The sequence below is a fragment of the Paenibacillus sp. 1_12 genome (assembly GCF_900114475.1).
GTDB lineage: Bacteria > Bacillota > Bacilli > Paenibacillales > NBRC-103111 > Paenibacillus_S.
In genome coordinates, this window is record NZ_FOTE01000006.1 from 84,706 (window position 1) to 102,721 (window position 18,016).

Annotated in this window: 22 protein-coding genes and 1 tRNA gene; 6 read left to right on the forward strand and 17 right to left on the reverse strand. The window is 43.7% G+C overall.

What is annotated here, in order from left to right; all coding sequences use genetic code 11:
- Positions 1–90: 90 nt before the first annotated feature.
- The gene (locus BM210_RS14995; RefSeq protein ID WP_091169611.1) at positions 91–477 is read right to left on the reverse strand and encodes a hypothetical protein; all 387 of its coding nucleotides are present in this window, start codon (positions 475–477) and stop codon (positions 91–93) included.
- Positions 478–803: 326 nt separating this feature from the next.
- Positions 804–1,565 (reverse strand): heme uptake protein IsdC, encoded by a 762-nt coding sequence (gene isdC, locus BM210_RS15000; protein ID WP_091169613.1) that lies wholly within the window; start codon positions 1,563–1,565, stop codon positions 804–806.
- Positions 1,566–1,959: 394 nt separating this feature from the next.
- On the opposite strand from isdC, the gene BM210_RS15005 reads away from it, so the two are divergent.
- From BM210_RS15005 to isdG, 4 genes are read left to right on the forward strand one after another with little or no spacing between them, the layout of a single operon-like run.
- On the forward strand, positions 1,960–2,913 hold the full coding sequence (locus BM210_RS15005; protein WP_091169616.1) for an ABC transporter substrate-binding protein: 954 nt from the start codon (positions 1,960–1,962) through the stop codon (positions 2,911–2,913).
- A gap of 5 nt (positions 2,914–2,918) precedes the next feature.
- Positions 2,919–3,914, forward strand: a complete 996-nt coding sequence (locus BM210_RS15010) for a FecCD family ABC transporter permease (protein ID WP_091170272.1) — start codon at positions 2,919–2,921, stop codon at positions 3,912–3,914.
- The gene (locus BM210_RS15015) at positions 3,914–4,705 is read left to right on the forward strand and encodes an ABC transporter ATP-binding protein (protein ID WP_091169619.1); all 792 of its coding nucleotides are present in this window, start codon (positions 3,914–3,916) and stop codon (positions 4,703–4,705) included. The genes BM210_RS15010 and BM210_RS15015 overlap by 1 nt, the downstream gene beginning before the upstream one ends.
- Position 4,706: 1 nt before the next feature.
- Positions 4,707–5,030 (forward strand): heme oxygenase, encoded by a 324-nt coding sequence (isdG, locus tag BM210_RS15020; protein ID WP_091169621.1) that lies wholly within the window; start codon positions 4,707–4,709, stop codon positions 5,028–5,030.
- 240 nt (positions 5,031–5,270) lie between these two features.
- On the opposite strand, the gene BM210_RS15025 is transcribed toward isdG, so the two are convergent.
- The 10 genes from BM210_RS15025 to BM210_RS15070 all read right to left on the reverse strand — a co-directional run bounded on the left by BM210_RS15025 (position 5,271) and on the right by BM210_RS15070 (position 11,460).
- On the reverse strand, positions 5,271–5,714 hold the full coding sequence (locus BM210_RS15025; protein ID WP_091169624.1) for a MarR family winged helix-turn-helix transcriptional regulator: 444 nt from the start codon (positions 5,712–5,714) through the stop codon (positions 5,271–5,273).
- 173 nt (positions 5,715–5,887) lie between these two features.
- Positions 5,888–5,969, reverse strand: a tRNA-Leu gene (locus BM210_RS15030).
- 225 nt (positions 5,970–6,194) lie between these two features.
- Positions 6,195–7,697 carry a HEAT repeat domain-containing protein gene (locus BM210_RS15035; protein ID WP_091169627.1) on the reverse strand — a complete coding sequence of 501 codons (1,503 nt, stop codon included), beginning with the start codon at positions 7,695–7,697 and terminating at the stop codon, positions 6,195–6,197.
- A gap of 172 nt (positions 7,698–7,869) precedes the next feature.
- The gene (locus BM210_RS15040) at positions 7,870–8,694 is read right to left on the reverse strand and encodes a YitT family protein (RefSeq protein WP_371263486.1); all 825 of its coding nucleotides are present in this window, start codon (positions 8,692–8,694) and stop codon (positions 7,870–7,872) included.
- A gap of 217 nt (positions 8,695–8,911) precedes the next feature.
- Positions 8,912–9,595 carry a YqjF family protein gene (locus BM210_RS15045; RefSeq protein ID WP_256223677.1) on the reverse strand — a complete coding sequence of 228 codons (684 nt, stop codon included), beginning with the start codon at positions 9,593–9,595 and terminating at the stop codon, positions 8,912–8,914.
- 67 nt (positions 9,596–9,662) lie between these two features.
- On the reverse strand, positions 9,663–10,031 hold the full coding sequence (locus tag BM210_RS15050; RefSeq protein WP_091169633.1) for a spore germination protein GerPE: 369 nt from the start codon (positions 10,029–10,031) through the stop codon (positions 9,663–9,665).
- The gene (locus BM210_RS15055) at positions 10,028–10,219 is read right to left on the reverse strand and encodes a spore gernimation protein GerPD (RefSeq protein WP_091169636.1); all 192 of its coding nucleotides are present in this window, start codon (positions 10,217–10,219) and stop codon (positions 10,028–10,030) included. The genes BM210_RS15050 and BM210_RS15055 overlap by 4 nt, the downstream gene beginning before the upstream one ends.
- Positions 10,216–10,890 carry a spore germination protein GerPC gene (gene gerPC, locus BM210_RS15060; RefSeq protein ID WP_091169638.1) on the reverse strand — a complete coding sequence of 225 codons (675 nt, stop codon included), beginning with the start codon at positions 10,888–10,890 and terminating at the stop codon, positions 10,216–10,218. Before gerPC ends, BM210_RS15055 begins: the two co-directional genes overlap by 4 nt.
- Before the next feature lie 125 nt (positions 10,891–11,015).
- Positions 11,016–11,222, reverse strand: coding sequence for a spore germination protein GerPB (locus BM210_RS15065; RefSeq protein ID WP_076232952.1), 207 nt, complete (start codon positions 11,220–11,222; stop codon positions 11,016–11,018).
- Position 11,223: 1 nt separating this feature from the next.
- Positions 11,224–11,460 carry a spore germination protein gene (locus BM210_RS15070; protein WP_091169640.1) on the reverse strand — a complete coding sequence of 79 codons (237 nt, stop codon included), beginning with the start codon at positions 11,458–11,460 and terminating at the stop codon, positions 11,224–11,226.
- A gap of 151 nt (positions 11,461–11,611) precedes the next feature.
- Here BM210_RS15070 and BM210_RS15075 point away from each other — a divergent pair, with 151 nt between their 5' ends.
- Complete coding sequence (locus tag BM210_RS15075) at positions 11,612–12,094, forward strand: Hsp20/alpha crystallin family protein (protein ID WP_143101052.1); 483 nt, start codon at positions 11,612–11,614, stop codon at positions 12,092–12,094.
- A gap of 32 nt (positions 12,095–12,126) precedes the next feature.
- Positions 12,127–12,459, forward strand: coding sequence for a L,D-transpeptidase (locus tag BM210_RS15080; RefSeq protein ID WP_091169645.1), 333 nt, complete (start codon positions 12,127–12,129; stop codon positions 12,457–12,459).
- A gap of 141 nt (positions 12,460–12,600) precedes the next feature.
- Here the strand turns inward: BM210_RS15080 and BM210_RS15085 are convergent, their stop codons facing one another.
- From BM210_RS15085 to BM210_RS15105, 5 genes are all read right to left on the reverse strand, one after another.
- Positions 12,601–12,987 (reverse strand): YlbF/YmcA family competence regulator, encoded by a 387-nt coding sequence (locus BM210_RS15085; protein WP_091170275.1) that lies wholly within the window; start codon positions 12,985–12,987, stop codon positions 12,601–12,603.
- Between the two features lie 156 nt (positions 12,988–13,143).
- A complete protein-coding gene (miaB, locus tag BM210_RS15090) occupies positions 13,144–14,613 on the reverse strand; it encodes a tRNA (N6-isopentenyl adenosine(37)-C2)-methylthiotransferase MiaB (protein ID WP_091169648.1) in 1,470 nt (489 codons plus the stop codon).
- A gap of 91 nt (positions 14,614–14,704) precedes the next feature.
- Positions 14,705–15,274, reverse strand: a complete 570-nt coding sequence (pduL, locus tag BM210_RS15095) for a phosphate propanoyltransferase (RefSeq protein WP_091169650.1) — start codon at positions 15,272–15,274, stop codon at positions 14,705–14,707.
- A 77-nt stretch (positions 15,275–15,351) separates the two neighbouring features.
- Positions 15,352–16,218 (reverse strand): 2-oxoacid:ferredoxin oxidoreductase subunit beta, encoded by an 867-nt coding sequence (locus BM210_RS15100; protein ID WP_091169653.1) that lies wholly within the window; start codon positions 16,216–16,218, stop codon positions 15,352–15,354.
- Positions 16,206–17,957 carry a 2-oxoacid:acceptor oxidoreductase subunit alpha gene (locus tag BM210_RS15105; protein WP_091169654.1) on the reverse strand — a complete coding sequence of 584 codons (1,752 nt, stop codon included), beginning with the start codon at positions 17,955–17,957 and terminating at the stop codon, positions 16,206–16,208. Before BM210_RS15105 ends, BM210_RS15100 begins: the two co-directional genes overlap by 13 nt.
- Between the last annotated feature and the right edge of the window lie 59 nt (positions 17,958–18,016).

The window sequence follows — 18,016 nt, forward strand, 5'->3', positions numbered from 1 at the left end:
TGAATAAAGAATGGCCCCAAAAACATGCAAGCCATTCTTTACCCGTTACCTTACACGGTTATCAGCTATTAATTAGCTACTGTATCAGTCTTACAACCACTCAATAAACAAATCCAAATCGCCACTATGAGGACCTGCATTAACTCCAAGCTTCACAGGTAGATTTGTTGAGAAACTAGAAACAGTAAGTGTGAACGAAATAACACCTGATACTGATGTGTCAGGAGTAACTGTAACGAAGCCAGAGCCATTGTTTACTTTCAAGCCTGTAACCAAAGAGCTATCGTAGGAAACCTTAACAGTCGATCCGGTAATAACTGCATCGGAAGTGAATGAATTAGCATGTGAGGATGGAGTTCCGGATCCATCTACGAATTGATAGTTATCAGCAGCTGCGAAAGCAGGAACCGCTAGAGCAAACACTAGTACGAAAAGCGCTAACATCAACAAGGCCGATTTTTTCATGGATTTCATCATTAGTAAACACTCCCTTAGATAATTTGTTTTAGTATGCAAATTGCAACGAATGGAGTGACGACGACGGTTGATTTACTATGAAAATCTGACTTTGTTCCTCCCTTCCTGAGTGCAATTATGGATGCCACAGAAAAGTAAGTTTAAGGATAATGATAATCATTATCAACAAAGATGTAAAAAAAAACTTCTGCGACTAAGGTACTTGATTACCGCGTTATAAGCAGGTACCTCTTTGGGCTCAAGCCGTCGATAACGTGTACAGCGTCCATCGACAACCCAATTTTATACATATTTAAAATATAATGTCAATATATTTTTTTGTTTATTTACCTGCCGGATTTTCTTGTTTTCACAGTGTAGCCAAGATATAAAGCTGACAATAACAGCAGTACCGTCAACAAAATAACAGGGGCCGTGTCTCCAGTCTGAGGATTTGCAATTTTACTACGAGAGGCTGTTGGATCACCAGTTTCTGCTGATTTATTGGACACTTCCTTGGCGGACGCTTGGACTGCTGGTGACTTCGGTGTCGTTGTCACTGACTTGGATGCATCGTTAGAGCTGGTGCTTGGTGCAGTGACTGCCGGACTTTTGTTGTTGGAAGTATCAACATTGGCGAAAGAAGGTTGCTCTGTTGTACTTCTGATACTCTTCTCATCAACCAAAAACCGAATTGTATAGTCATGATCATAATCGATTGATTCGACGGTGACATGGATTTTCGAAATGATGGGCTTGGACAAGTCAGCTACTTGAAAACGAGCTACTCTCTTGTCTTCGACACTGTCACTACTGATGATTTTCGCATCCGTAAAGCTTGTATTGTTCTGTACCTTAAACTGTGTCACCCATTTGCTGTGATTGATGACAAGCTGCATCTCGGCCTGCCCATTTTTCACGTATACGGTTGCTGGCTTCTCGAAGTAATCATTTGCCATGGATGCGGAATCATTCTCTGCTTTGGTTACGGTGTAATTCAATGTGTATGTACCATCCGCCAGTGCAGCCTCAGCTTTAGGCAGACTAAACAACATCAACAAACTAAGAACTGTAAAGCATACGATTTGCAATCGCCAACTTGTTTTCACAATCTACTCTCCTTCTCGATAACAAAAATGTAAATATTTAAACCTTAAGCTGCAGATTCAAACGACTGATACCGATAATCATTATCAATTTAATCTCAAAAAAATAACCGAAATATTCGGTTTATCAGGTTTGAATTGATGGCATCAGCCTCCTAGATTACTCATATATTCACGATATGATAACTGAGGCAAAATAATACAATCTCGATGATAGCTTAATACGCTCTCCGTTGTCAATCGACAATTGAGAAATTTTATTTGGAACTCATTTACATAAATTGATTGACATTATCAATGAGATTGATTATCATTCTCTTAGAAAACGGGCAACACTACTCGTTATCCTATGTTACAAAACTGTGCTATAAATCTTGAATAGGAGGACGCTTTTTTTATGAGAAAACCGTTGCTGCTGCTTGTACTCGCTGCTGCTCTTAACGGGCTAACAGCCTGTGCACCAACTCCCTACCCCGGTTCTGGATCTGCAGCAGGCGCATATGCGGGTTCCATCTCCATTCGGGATTTTGCCGATCGCAGCATAACCTTCTCCAGTGTGCCTCAAAATATCGTTGCTCTGGCAAACGGAGAAATGGATATCGTCTATGCACTAGGTGGAAAGCTGGTAGGACGCCCAACCGCAACAGCTCCTGTAACACTAGAAGCTGCCAAAGGTGTAGAACAGGTTGGCTCAACACACGGGATTGATCTGGAAAAGATCGCTTTCCTCAGCCCAGAAGTCGTTCTGGGTAATCATCCGTTGAATACCAAGGATATACCTGCCGTTGAGGGCCTTGGCTCCAAAATGGTATTGACCAGCGCAAATTCAATTGAAGACATCAAAAAGCAAATTGTCCTGTTTGGTCAGCTGTTGCAGAAGGAAGACAAGGCTAGTGAGCTAACTAAAGCCATTGATCAAAAATTGCAGGAGCTCCAAAGCACTCAAAGTTCGGTGAAGCCAAGGGTACTCATGGTGTATGGAGCACCCGGAACCTATATGGCTGCCCTTAACAATTCTTTGAGTGGTGACATCCTTGTATCTGCTGGTGGCGAGAATATTGCTGCCGACTATCCCAAGCTCGACAATTTTCCCCAGTATGCACAGTTGAATACTGAGAAAATTTTGAAATCAAATCCGCAGTTGATCGTGATCATGACCCATGGAAGCCCGGAGAAAGTAAAGGATGGATTTATGAAAGAAATGCAGCAAAATGCAGCTTGGAGCAGTCTTGAAGCCGTTAAGAACAACCATATCGAAATACTCCCTGTAGACCTGTTTGGTACTAATCCAGGCACAAAAGTCGTCGATGCGCTTGACTTGATGAGCAAACGGCTGCAGGCCGTGAAGTGACAACGATGAATCAACAGCAGCGAAGCTCCAGAAGAAAGCTGGTCATGATCTTGATTCCCGCATTGCTAGTCATCGTGTCCTTCTACGGCTTGACCTATGGCTCAGTACCCATCTCGTTTCGGGACATCTGGGCGGTATTTACAAACAGCGGGCAACCGCTTCATGAAAAAATCATTATGAATCTTAGACTGCCCCGTGTAATAATCGGTATTTTGACTGGCGCTTGTCTGGCCGTATCCGGTGCTTTACTGCAGGGCGTGATGAGAAATCCATTGGCTGATCCAGGAATAATTGGCGTCTCTGCTGGCGGTGGCTTGGCAGCTGTCATCACCATGATCGTACTGCCGCAGTTCAGTTATTTGCTGCCTCCTTTTGCCTTCCTTGGATCGTTTGTGGCAGCATTGCTCATTTACGGTCTGGCTTGGGATAAAGGTGCCTCACCCCTAAAAATTATTTTGGCGGGTGTAGCAATTAATGCACTAATTGGGGCTGTGATGAACGGGATTATGGTTTTTTACAGTGATCGCGTTCAGGCTGTTCTGCCTTGGCTGGCAGGAGGACTCAGCGGACGAAGCTGGCACCATCTTGAATTTATGGCCCCTTATGCGATCATCGGACTCTTGTTGTCGCTGCTGACTATCAAATCAGCAAACCTGCTGCTGTTGGGGGACGATTCAGCAAAGCTGCTCGGTATGAAAATTGAGCTGCATAGAGTCCTTCTGATCCTGCTGGCTGCTTTTTTAGCTGGTATCGCCGTTAGTGTTGCAGGTCTTATCGGCTTTGTAGGTCTCGTGGTCCCTCATGCTATCCGCCTGCTTACTGGAGAGGATTATCGTTATTTGCTGCCATTGTCCATGCTGGGAGGAGCTGCACTTGTCGTGCTATCAGATACGATTGCCCGTTCGTGGTTTGATCCGCTTGAGCTGCCTGTCGGTATTTTACTTGCCTGCTTGGGTGCCCCGTTCTTTTTATATTTGCTTAAGAAACGGAGAATCGTATAATGTCGGCAATCCAAACAGAACAAATCCAGCTTAATGTTGGCGCCTTTCGGCTGCAGCATATTAGTGTGTCGATTCCGAAAGGAAACGTTACAGCCATCGTTGGACCAAACGGATCTGGCAAATCGACACTGTTGAAAATCATGACCCGGCTGCTTGATGCGGATTCGGGAACTGTCACAGTAAACGGCAAACCTGCACATACATACAAATCTGCCGAAATGGCTCAAACCCTAGCCATGCTTACCCAGTCGAAAAACGGACTTCCCGAAATGACAGTCAAAGAGCTTGTCGCTTACGGCAGAGCCCCGTACAAACGATTATTTGACCGCATGACCGATGAGGATCACGGGATTGTAGACTGGGCCATGCAAACGACCGGCACCAAAAAGCATGAGGACCGAATGTTCCATACTTTATCTGGAGGTGAGCAGCAAAAAGCACGTATTGCCATGGCATTGGCGCAAAAAACAACGATTATTTTACTGGATGAGCCCACCACATTTCTGGACATTGCCCACCAGCTGGATGTAATGGAAATGCTTCAAACGATCAACAGGGAATACAATATAACCATCGTTATGGTGCTTCATGATCTCCAGCAAGCTGCCCACTATTGCGACTACATCATTGCTATGAAAAATGGAGTTGTCGTGGAAACGGGAAAACCGACCGACATTATCTCGTCGCATTTTTTGGAGAAAATTTATAATGTGCATGCAAAAGTTAGATTCGAAGACGATTATCCCGTCATTATCCCTTTAAAAACTTTATCCAATCCTAGGAGGCTATAATATGATTATTATTACTAACACATCGCAAATTACTAAAGGTAACGCCCACAAGCTAATCGAACGTTTTGACAAGGTAGGAAAAGTAGAGTACATGAGCGGATTTTTGGGGCTTGAAGTGCTTCTTACTGAAAATACGAAAGAACACGACGAGGTTACGGTTGTTACACGTTGGGAGAAAAAAGACGATTTCCACGCCTGGACTAAAAGTGACGCCTTCAAGGAGTCGCATGCACACGGCAGAGAAATTCCGGAATATATCGTTTCCAACAAAATTTCATTCTATGAAGTAAAAATCGTTAGAGAGCCGATCGTTGCTGCTCAATAATAAATGAACGCTAATGTCATCATGCAGCAAAGAATCGATCCTATCCGAACCCGGATAGGATCTTTTTATTAGCTAGAGGACGCAAGCTTAGAAAGAAGATGTTCGGATAGTCTAAGGCTCTGTATTGATGATTATATATGTTCTCCTTTTATATTCATGAACTCGGTTACGATTGCCGGTTGCCCATGAACTATTTTCTCTACTACAATAAATTAGAATTCTAATTATAATACAAAAAAACTACTCAGATTTATGCTTTATGTGTTGCAAATGATCGGACATCTTGTTTAGCAGCATGCCCAGCTGTTGTTTTTCTTCCTCTGTAAAACATGATAGAGGATCAAACTCATCCTCCGATTGTAAAGCTAGCTTCAAGGATGCCAGCTTATTTCGACCCTCCTCAGTAATTCCGATATGGACCATTTTCCCATTATGGGGGTCCTTCCCCTTTCTAATCCAGCGCTGCCGCTCCATATTATTAATAATGACGGTTGCTGTAGGACGGTCACAGTAAAGTATCTCGGCAATTTGAGAAGGATTTAGAAATGTTTTATTTTCTAGGTTTCGAAGTACGTACTGCTGCTTTAATGTAATTTGATAAGGTACAAGCTGCTTTTGTAAATATCGCTGCCAGGTTAGGAAATTGACACCTATACGAGACATTATAGAAAGTTTATCCAACATTTCATATTAACTCCTCACAGTTAGAACTCTAATTATAATATACTATGACGTCGATAAGAGCACAAGGTTAGCCATTATAAAAGTTAAATAATAAAAACAAAAAACCACTTCCTTATCAGAATTTTAATGTTCCGAAAAGAAAATGGTCTTTCATAGAAGAAGCCTTACAGTAATGCGGTCGGCGGGATTTGAACCCGCACGTCCATGGGACACTACCCCCTCAAGATAGCGTGTCTGCCGTTCCACCACGACCGCTTATTCACAATAATTACGAGGAGCAACTGTTCCATCAGTCCAAGCTTAATGACAAGCGCTGCGCTTACATATTCCTTTGACCGTATTAGAATATATCATACTTACTGACACAATAGCAAGTGAATGCATTATAGTTGATGATGGCAAACCTTTTCACACAAAATAGCCCTACCTGCCATGAAGCAAGTGGGGCTATCCGTAATATCCGCTGTTCTGTGCTTAGTCCTAGAATGTACTATTCGGCGTTGTGCTCGCACACCAGCGGGAGTCACGTAGAAATTTCAATAAAATATCCTTTGCGGTATCCGTATTCATACTATATAAGGCATCAACGGCTGTCGCGCGTACATATCGGTTCTCATCATTCAAAGCATGGGCAATAACCGGTATCGCATTTTGTGCCTTTGATCCCATTTTGGTCAGAGCCATCCCTGCCATAAATCGCACTTGATCATCAGCATCCTGAATGCCAAGCTCTAGTCCCTTGACAGATTCCTCTGATGAACTGCCGATGAGACCAATGGCCTCAACCGTATTCCGACGGATGATTTCATTCTCGGAACGCATCAGATCCATTAGCCTCGGTATCGCTACAGCCGCTGCATCCCCTATCTCGCCAAGCGCAAATGCCGCGCCGCCAACTGCTTTGATGTCCTCACTATCCAAAATATCTATAAGCCCATTTACAGCGGCTTTGCCAGCAGTCGATACACCATAAGCTGCAGCTCGCGATACGTGAATGGATTCATCTTGCAGCGCCTTAAGTAACTGAATGATTCCAGCTTCTCCATGACGAGCCAATCCATATGCCGCGTTCAAAGCCACTGGCTCGAAGTCATCATACAGAGCTTGAGTTAAGCCCGTAATTACCTCATTCGATCCGTTAGCCGACAAGCCTAATTGATCGGCTGCCCGTACACGAATCGCCTTGTCTTCATGTTCTAACTCGCTAATCCAGCCTGCAAGCTGCTCTTGTGAAGCTTCATTGTTTGCAGCATCGTTCTCTTTTCCAAGCAACCAATTCCAGGTATTTCGCCAAACGACTTCATGCTCATAAATAGGAGCTGTGTAGGATGATGGATTCACCCAAGCTTCAGCCTCTTCATTATGATCCCAACTGGCTTTGGTTGGTGCAAGCCTCCGCATAAATTGGAACTTAAGCATATAACGGTCCTTACCGGCTATATTAGCATTAGCTCGATGCCAAATATCATAATGCACCAGGGCAAAGGTTCCAGCGCTGCCTGTTGCTTTTCGTTCTTCTTGTGTTTCATTCTCTACAAATGTACGGGTTTGATAGCATTGTGTACCTGGCATAATTCCGGTAGGCCCCATATCCAGCGTTACTTCTTGAGGATAATAGAAGATCATTGCCCACCAAGGGTGGTGATTGCGCATTTTATAATGTCCCCAGTAACTGTCCTTGTGCCAACCACCCGCTTCTGCACTGCGGTTAAAATGTCCATGACGGTGGGGATGCATCATATAATCCTCACCAAGCACACTGCTGAGCGCCCCCCGGATCACCGGATGATCAAATACTTTGGCCAAATCCGGAATACGAGGCAATATATTATTTCCAGGATTCCCTTCCTCTTTGTAAACCTGATCCAATGTCTCGCTCAGCTTCAAATGAAATTCATCTGCAAAATCCGCTTTCAAAAATACATAACCTTCCGTAACAAACTGCCGCATCTGTGCATCCGTTAATAATTGTAAACTTTCCATGGTTGAACCTCCCACAAATGATTAGATCCATAATTATCGTGATTCACCTTCTGCCACCTATTATAGAACTGCATCACACATAGATAAATTCACAATCATCACCTTTATTTGCACAATACTAAGCTTATTTTAACAAAAAAAACCCACAGGCATAAGCCCATGGGAATCTTCTTTAATGAATATCTTTTTTATTGAATCTGCCACCCTTAACATCATGAATATTACCAATCGCCAGAAACGCTTGCTGATCAACTTCTTCAACAATCGATTTCAGCTTCGCTTCCTCCAAACGGTTGATTACGCAAAAGATAATTCTCTTGGAATCACCTGTGAAGCCGCCCTCGCCATTTAGATACGTGACACCACGTCCGAGCCGCGCCGTTATGATATCGCCGATAGCTTGATAACTCTCGCTTATAATCCACACCGATTTGGACTCGTCAAAGCCCTCAATAATAATATCCATCATTTTAAAAGCGATAAAATACGCCATCAAAGAATACATGGCATGATCCCATCCGAATACAAAGCCCGCACTAGCCAGTATAAATAAGTTAAAGAACATGACAATTTCGCCAACCGAGAACGGGCTTTTTTTACTAACCAGAATAGCAACAATTTCAGTTCCATCCAGGGACCCTCCTGAACGAATAACCAATCCGACTCCGACCCCTATGATAATCCCGCCAAATACCGATGCAAGCAGCGGGTCAATCGTCAATGGTGACACCGGATGAAGTAGTGAAGTACCGATAGACATGACAATTACAGAAAAAAGAGTTGAAAATGCGAATGTTTTACCGATTTGCTTATAGCCCAGATACAGAAAAGGTAAATTGAATAAAACCAGATAAACCCCGAGCGGCAAGCTTGATAAGGCCGAAGCAATAATTGAAACACCGACAATGCCACCATCAATGATTTTGTTCGGAACTAGAAAAATTTCCAGTCCCACAGCCACCAAAGCAGACCCGAGCGTCATAAAAAGTATTTTCATGAGCAGCTTTGTTTTGGATAATTGGGTATGCTGTTGGATCCCTTGCTTAGAAGAATGATCAATCATAATTGGTTTCCTCCTGTCATGTTTGCTAAATGAATTGTGATCAGGCCCCCACTCAACCTTCAAACGAAAACATAACTCAATTCATATATAAGCTATTCTTATATTGTAAATTAATATAAATATTTTTGCAAATAAACTTGCCTATTTTTTTTCATATGACCTTTGTTAGCGGCCATATAAGCACGTCCAATTTTTGGGCATAATGAAGCATGGGTTTTCTTACATCACATTGAATCCCTTGACCGATAGTCATCGTGTTGGCCCTAATATCCGCTTCAGCAAGCTGCAGCTCCCAGGGCAGATGATGAATATCCCCGCGATAAACCGTACGATTTGCACTCATGCTGTACAAACAGTACCTCTCTGTGAGCCAGTACTCAAATGATTGCTTCGTGCTTTTAAAAACTGCCGATACAGGCATATAGCTGCCTTCAAAAGCAACCTGAGCACCTCGCTTGTCCTTACGATCACTTTTGTAATTAATTTGCTCACCGTTCTTTTCGGCATGCATGTCCGCATGGAAATAAGGCAGATAAAACAATAGCCTTGCCGCTTCGACGGCTATCTTGCTCGCTGCATCCAAACTGAAAAAATAGACACCTGGCTTGTCTCCAACCTTTACATATGTCCTTACATTAAGCTCGGCAAATTGATTGGTGTATGGAATTTCAGGCATTGCCCTCATCCTGATTCCTTTCATTGAAAAAGGAACTACACCAATCCACGCATAACCCTCGTATACTTCCAGCTCAAGCTCCTGAGGGACCATTGGCCGCAGCTGTTCATAAGGAATTGGCCAATGGGCAAACAGTAGATCAAGCCAGGTTTGCTTCATGACCCAAGGTCCTTTCGGCAATGGCCAAGGACGGTGTGATTGCGTGGCCAACAGCGTATTCAATCGATCACTCCTTTGTGACAAATTGTCGGAAATGCTTAACTCTACTTTCATTTTCTATTTGATAATTCGTTCCAACCTGCATAACCGAGGAAGAGGAAATCGCCAGCACGCGAATACAGTTGACTTGAATGTGATCGCATAAATTTTCTACCTCCATGTCCACCTGTTCATACACCTCAGGGATTGGAATTACGCGGCTGAATAGCTGATAGTTATCCAAATTCCCCTCGTTTTCCAGAAATGTCGCTACTTGTCGCTGCACAGCTATCGCTTTCGCTTTTGACTTTATAGACTCATTATCCCCGATCTGTAAAATAGACGCCAGTGATATGCTGTTTATTTTCATTTCCCGAACAATTGACCAGCGACTCATTCACTTTTCTCCTCTTCAGGAGGCAATGGAGTTAAAGGACCGCTCGAGACCGATTCGGGTGGTGTATCAAAAATGGAAGAGCAGATGATATTCTGGGTATCCCCAATCAAAAAAACAGAGGAACTGGACACCCCGATTATGCGAATGTCTCCTACACACAAGGCTTTGTTCGTAACGTGAAAATTCATTTGGCTACTCCACCTTTACTCGGCATTTTTTGAAAATATTGCTGAAGTGCAGACCGGATATCCTGCTGGGTGCGGAACATCACAGAATCCTTGATCGAGGACAACTGATCCACAGTCACACCCTGGCTCATCTGCCGCAGATAATAATCCATCCGCCCCTCAAGCTGTTTGGTTAAATCCTGCTGAACCATCTTTCTATGCCATTCGTCCAACTGCTTGCCGCTTTGCTGCTGAAGCTGATCAATCTGCTTTGGCACCTGCTCCTCCATAAAGCGATGCAGCTCCTTACTAATTTCCTCACGAATCCCAAGCGGGGGCATGAACGGCTGATCTCCATTTATGGTTTGGAATCCATTTACATTCCCTGTATCAGATAACGTGGCGCTTTTGTCCGTATTTTCTCCATTGACAGCAAGGTTTTCGAGCGCTCCGGGTGTAAGTCCGATATTCATCGTTCCATCGAGCTTCTCCACTTTGAGTTGATCGAATTTATATTCGATTTTATCGATATGAATACGTTTCTGTTCTTTGCAGGCTTTAAGCTCCACTTGCAAAGCTTCTACGGTTTTTTCAAGCCGCTCCATTTTTTCCATCTGTACCTGCATCTGCGCTTGCAGCTGTCTGGCATACGCAGCCCACTGCTGGAATTGCCATTGGGACCCAACTAACATCCTTAACACCTCCTTATATATCCTATGCCAAAAGAAGCGTCTGGGTGTTAGCCTATGGACCCACAACAAGAAATCTTAAATAACTGGATACATATATATGTGATCATCAGGGGCTTCAACTTCAATTAAGTTGGACTGGGCAACGGGACCAAGGATATTTCATTCCCAGCAGTAGCTAATTGCTCAGCAGGCCCCGTAAAGCCGCCTGTATTATATATATTGGATAAGGACTTAATCAATCCGGCACTTCCGATTTGCAGAACAGAAGAATTGGTTACGGCATCTACACGGAGCTGATGAATGACAATATGCTGATTGACGACGAGATTCATTTTATACGACCCCCTGATTGCCCACTTCTTTATTGTTGGAATCATTTACATCCTGATCGTTTGTATTGGTACTGCTTACCGCATTTTGGGTATTGGCAAAATCCCCTGTGTTAAAGGACCCCGAGCCTGCAAAAGTTTTGGAGATACTGCTGGGAGAGAGCTGTATGGCATCTCCAATCTGAACAATCGAACTAGGTCCGACGTTAACTACTTTAAAGTTTCCAACGATCGCTGGCATCGGCAAGCTCCTTTACTCATCATGCTAACTTTAGTGTATGCAGGTAGCCGCCCACATGGCACATCACCCTTTTATTTAGCTTTCTGCATTTATTTGTGTCATCCGCCCAGCCTACTTCATATCCTACTAGCAATCATGGCAGAAAAGGAGCGTGACGAAAATGTCTCTTGGCGGCAATTCAAGTCCACAATCCCGTTGGAAACAAGTAGAAGCATTGCTCGGAACAAAGCTGCCTTCACTTCCGGAAACATCTGATATGTCTCCTTTAACAGATACTTCATGGGTAGACGACTACGTTCAGCAAATGTTGAAAAAAGCGATGCCAAAAAGTGGTATGCTCCGCGGGATAAAAACCATTCACGGAATCAAAACCAATACCGAAATATTTGAAACGCATCATTATGTCATCATCAAATTCAAGCTGCCACAGCCTTCGAACCCCATTGTCAAAGCAAGAGCTGATCGCGTCACCATCGAAGATAAGCCTCTCTTGAAAAAACAAAGCGTTAAGCTACCTTGCCTTGTCGTCCCACGTTCAAGCAAAGCTTCGTATAAAAACGGAATTTTGCAAATTAAAATGCGTAAACGCAAAGTAGATCAAACTGCATATGACGTTTATGTCAGATACTTGTAATTACAATACGTATGTGATAGGAGTGAGCTCGTATGGTTCGAATCATCATCGATTTATCAGATCGGATGCTTTACCTGCTTGATAATAATAAAGTAACACGTGGCTTTCCCATAGGCATCGGCAAAGTATTAACTCAAACTCCGATTGGCGTGTATACGATCATAAACAAGGTACCTAATCCAGGTGGACCCTTTGGTGCGTTTTGGATGGGTCTTTCCCGTCCGCACTATGGCATTCATGGTACCGACAATCCCGCATCAATCGGCCATCTGGTTTCACATGGATGTGTGCGCATGCATAATCAGGATGTACTCACTCTTGCCTCCATGGTATCGATAGGCACAGAGGTTACCATTCGTGAATAATGAAAAGGAGTCTAGCCCCTTCCTAATTCCATCATTCCTCAATTCTTAATTTGCATAGTATTCGTTATCTCCTTTTTTTCATACCCTATTAAAAAAGAACCACTCTGCCAACCGAAGTCAGCAAAGTGGTCCATTAATTTATCATTTACTTTCTACTGCAACCTTATCTGATACGGTATCGCGAATGATCGACATAACCAGCTGCAGCAAATAGTTAATATCCTCCTGAGATTGGCGGAATTCATTAACAATAGGAATGGAATCCAATTGATCCTGTAGATCGACGATCTCTTTCTCTATCTTTTCAACCATCTTGGCATTATTGAAGGATTCAAATGCAACGATCTCTTTTTGTTTCTTCTTGATAGCACTGATCAGCACTTGAATGTTATCATTGGAGGAAATTTGCACCTCTGCCTTTTGGAAAAACTGCACCTCATTAGAGGTGGAAATCAACTCCGCCAATTCTTTTGCTTTGGCCAGAATATCCTCGCGCACAATTAGCTCGGTATTCGTATAATGGGCCATTTCATCACAATGTAGATGTTCTTGATCATGGTCGTGGTTGTCATGTCCAGACATTGCCGGTCACGCTCCTTTCTTTTTATAAAAACAGGGGTTGATTTATCTATTTTTAATTTCATATCTACTGCTTCGCAGCTAAGCTCCATATACTTCAAGTGGTTATTGCGCAACTGCAGCAGCTGGCTGCCACTCGCCTTTCATGTACCAGGTTTGGGAGCCTGTGATTTTAACTGGTACAATTTTTCCAATCAGTTCTTTGGGGCCTTCTAGATGCACCAGTTTATTTTTGCGTGTACGTCCTGCCAAAACGTCAGGATTGTTTTTGCTCTCACCCTCAACCAATACATCCAGCACTTCGCCAACAGAGCACTCGTTGCTATCTTTACTATATTGGGCAAGCTGATCGTTCAATCGATATAACCGGTTTTTCTTAACTTCCATCGGCACATCGTCAACCATACCAGCAGCAGGCGTACCTTCACGGGGAGAATATATAAAGGTGTATGCACCGTCAAAACGAACCTCACGAACCAGAGAAAGCGTTTCTTCAAACTGTTCCTCCGTCTCGCCTGGGAATCCCACGATAAAATCAGAGGTGAGTCCCACATCAGGAATGGCCTGTTTGATCTTGGCTACCAGATTCTGATAATGCTCACGTGTATATTTACGGCTCATCCGTTTTAGAATTTCATTACTTCCCGACTGCACAGGCAGATGAATTTGCTCAACTAAATTGCCTTTTTTCGCAAGGACCTCTATCAAATGGTCATCAAAATCACGCGGATGCGAGGTCGTAAACCGTACACGTGGAATATCGATCTTGGAAATATCGTCCATCAAATCAGCAAACCGATAGTCACTATCCTCAAAATCCTTGCCGTAGGCATTCACATTTTGACCCAGCAGCATAATTTCCTGGAAACCCTGCCGCGCTAAATCCCGCACCTCTGCAATTACATCCTGGGGAAGACGGCTGCGCTCCTTACCACGTGTGTAAGGGACGATACAGTACGTACAGAACTTATCACACCCATACATAATATTGACGGAGGCTTTAATGCCTTCACGCTTCTTGGGAAGGTTCTCTACAATATCCCCTTCCTTAGACCATACCTCGATCACCATCTCTTTACTGAAAAAAGCTTCCTTCAGCAGGACCGGCAGCCGATGAATATTATGCGTTCCAAAAATCAAATCAACAAACGGATGCTTTTGCAAAATCCGGTTGACAACGGCTTCCTCCTGCGACATACAGCCGGATACACCGAGCACAAGGGATGGCTTCTCAGCCTTCAAATGCTTCAAATGCCCCAGCTCACCAAACACCTTATCCTCGGCGTTCTCGCGAACTGCGCACGTATTCAGCAGGATGACATCAGCCTGCCGGCGATCTTCAGTAGCGGTATAGCCCATTTGCTCCAGCAATCCCATGATCGTTTCTGTATCGTGCTCATTCATTTGACAGCCGTAGGTTTGAATCAGATAATACTTGTCCTTCCCAAACTGCTGCATTTCATCGGGGATAGCAAAGTCATAATGAACCTTGATATCTTCTTTTCCCCGCTTCTTGGCGTCAGTAAGGGAGGGCGGTTGAAAAAACTTTTCATAGTATTTTGTATCTTTAGGCAATGGAGCACCTTCCTTCTATCCTGACAATAAAGAGATATTGAACCCTTGACAACATATTATATCATGAGTGTAAGCTTGAACTCAATTTATTTCATGACAAAATCAAGGCGATATGTCCAGTCTTGGTTCCGGCAGCATTAGCTTCATCCGTATCAATGTGCATATCCAATGCATACTGATCCGAAACACGGGCTATTACGCCTTCCAAAATGAGTGAGCGCTCTCCATCGATCTTGACGGTCAGCAGCTGCTTGTCTACAATTCCCCATTGGGCTGCATCATCGGTATGAAAATGGATATGTCTGGCGGCCACAATGACACCCTCTTCAATCGTCACTTCACCTGCTGGACCGATCAAAGTGATTCCCGGCGTTCCCTCTGTATGACCTGATTCCCGAACTGGAGGATTCACGCCTACTGTAAAAGCATCTGTACGTGAGATCTCCAGCTGTGTTTTACTACGGGCAGGCCCCAAGATTCTCACTTTGTCAAAACGTCCTTTGGGCCCTACGACCGCCACAGTCTCAACAGCTGCGAACTGTCCAGGCTGTGACAGATCCTTTAATACCTGTAATTGATACCCGGAACCAAACAAACGTTCGATATGATTTTCAGATAAATGAATATGTCTGGCTGATACACCAATCGGTACTTGTTTCATGTGAAAACCACCTCAATTTTTTATATTGACAAAAAAAGCATACGGCATCGCCATATGCTTGTAAAGTCTTTAACGGATTATTTGAATTCTGACACCAATTTGTTAAATTCTTCTTCGGTGATTTGAATATTTTGATTAGCCAATCCTTGCTCTTTAAAACCTGGAACATGACTTTCATAGCTAGTTTTGGCTGTGTTTTGATAAATCAAGCCTGTCAGCATGCTGCCTGTTTCCATAATTTTAGTCATAGCCATTACCCGATTGGTTGGATCGTAGTCCGGAGTTTCCTCCAGGTTCACGATATTTTCTTTGAACCAGTCATACGTATTCACCTTGTTGAAGGTCACACAAGGACTGAAGACGTTGATAAAGGAAAATCCTTTATGCTGCATACCTTGCTCAATCAAAGAAGTCAGCTGCTTCAGGTTGCTTGAGAAGGATTGAGCAATAAACGTGGCACCTGCTGCTAATGCTACTTCCAACGGTGAAAGAGCGGATTCAATGGAGCCTGCTGGCGTACTCTTTGTTTTGAAGCCTTCTGCGCTTCGCGGCGAGGTTTGACCCTTGGTCAATCCATAAATTTGGTTATCCATAACGATATAAGTGATATCGATGTTACGACGAATGGCATGGACAGTATGTCCCATACCGATTGCAAAACCGTCGCCATCTCCGCCTGCTGCCAATACCGTCAATTCTCGGTTGGCCATCTTTACACCTTGTGCGATAGGAAGCGAGCGTCCGTGTACACCATGGAAACCATATGCGTTAATATAACCGGAAATCCGACCGGAACAGCCGATACCCGAAACGACAGCCAGATCTTCCGGCTCCAAACCTACATTGGCAGCGGCTCTTTGAATCGCGGCTTGAATGGAGAAATCTCCACAACCTGGACACCAGTTCGGTTTGATATTGTTACGAAAGTCTTTTAACGTTGCCATACTAGGTTCAACTCCTGACAAAATGTTGTGATTTCTGCCGGTAAGAATGGATTACCGTTGTATTTTAGCAAGTTTTTGATTTTGTCGGCATAGCCTACGTTTAACTTGATCAAAGAAGCCAATTGTCCAGTAGCGTTATTTTCAAGAACAACGACTGTTTTGGCTTTTTCCATGTAAGGTCTTAGCTCTTCAGCAGGGAACGGATGCATCAAACGAACCGTTACATGATTTGTAGCAATACCTTTCTCAGTCAAGCGTGCTCTGGCCTCATCAATAGTACCTCCGGTAGAGCCCATACCAATAATCAATACTTCTGGTTCTTCATGTGGAGCATCCACAAGGATCGGGTTGGTAACCTTCACATACTTGAGTTTGTCCATACGTTTGTCCATCATATTTTTACGGTTCTCTGTGCTCTCGGACGGACGTCCTTCTTGGTCATGCTCTACGCCAGTTACATGGTGAATTCCGTATTTCTGACCTGGCACAACACGAGGCGAAATTCCGTTTTCAGCATACTCGTAACGTTTGAACAGCTTATTATCTTCCGTTGGAGGCAGCTCACCTGCCATTAATCTTCCGCGATCAATCTTCACTCGATTGAAGTCCAACAGCTCACAGGATTGTTTACCTAATGAAAGCTGAAGATCCGTTAGTAAAATAACGGGACACTGATAAATTTCAGCAAGATTGAAAGCTTCGATCGTGTCGTAGAAGCACTCTTCAATAGACGATGGTGAAAGAACAATCTTCGGAATTTCACCATGTGTTCCATAAATCATTGCATATAAATCGGATTGCTCCTGCTTGGTAGGGAGACCCGTACTTGGACCACCACGCTGTGTATCTACGATAACAACCGGAGTTTCCGTCATACCGGCAAGTCCGATCGCTTCCATCATCAAGGATAGTCCTGGCCCCGCTGAAGCTGTCATCGTACGCACGCCCGCATAATTGCCGCCGATTGCCATGGTTACAGCTGCGATTTCGTCCTCCGTTTGGATAACCGTACCGCCGAATTTTGGAAGCGTTTTAATTAAGTATTCCATTATTTCTGATGCTGGCGTAATTGGGTAAGCAGGCATGAAACGACAGCCGCCCGTAAGCGCACCCAAACCAATGGCATCATTACCAATCATGAACAGCTTTTGCTTGCCGTCAGCCGGTTCCAATTGGAATTCAAGCATCGGACCGCCATTTTGTTCCAAAATAAATTCAGCCGCTTTACGAACCGCTTCGATGTTTTTCTCAACGACAGCCGCGCCTTTACGTCCAAATTCTTCTTCTACCGCTTTATTAAACACTTCCAAAGGCAAACCAAGCAGCGCCCAGGATGCTCCGGAAGCAGCCATGTTCTTAAATAGAGATGTTCCGAGATCCTCTGCAATAGCCGTAATCGGTACTGGGAACAAACGCGCTTTTACACCTTCAGGTACAACAGGATTAAATTTGGCATCCGCAACAATAACTCCATTATCACGAAGCTCAAAAGCATTTAGATCGATTGTTTCTTGGTCAAATGCAACAAGGATATCCAAGTCATCAGAAATAGCACGAATAGGCTTTGTACTGATTCTGATCTTGTTATTGGTATGTCCTCCCTTAATTCTTGAGGAGAAATGACGGTACCCGTACAAATAATATCCAAGACGATTTAATGCCGTCGAGAAAATTTTGTCGGTACTTTCCACACCTTCCCCTTGTTGTCCTCCGATTTTCCAAGATAATTGGCTAATCACCGCTGCCCACTCCTTTAAATGTCACTAAACGTTGTTCCTAATAGCTCATTTGCTTCAAA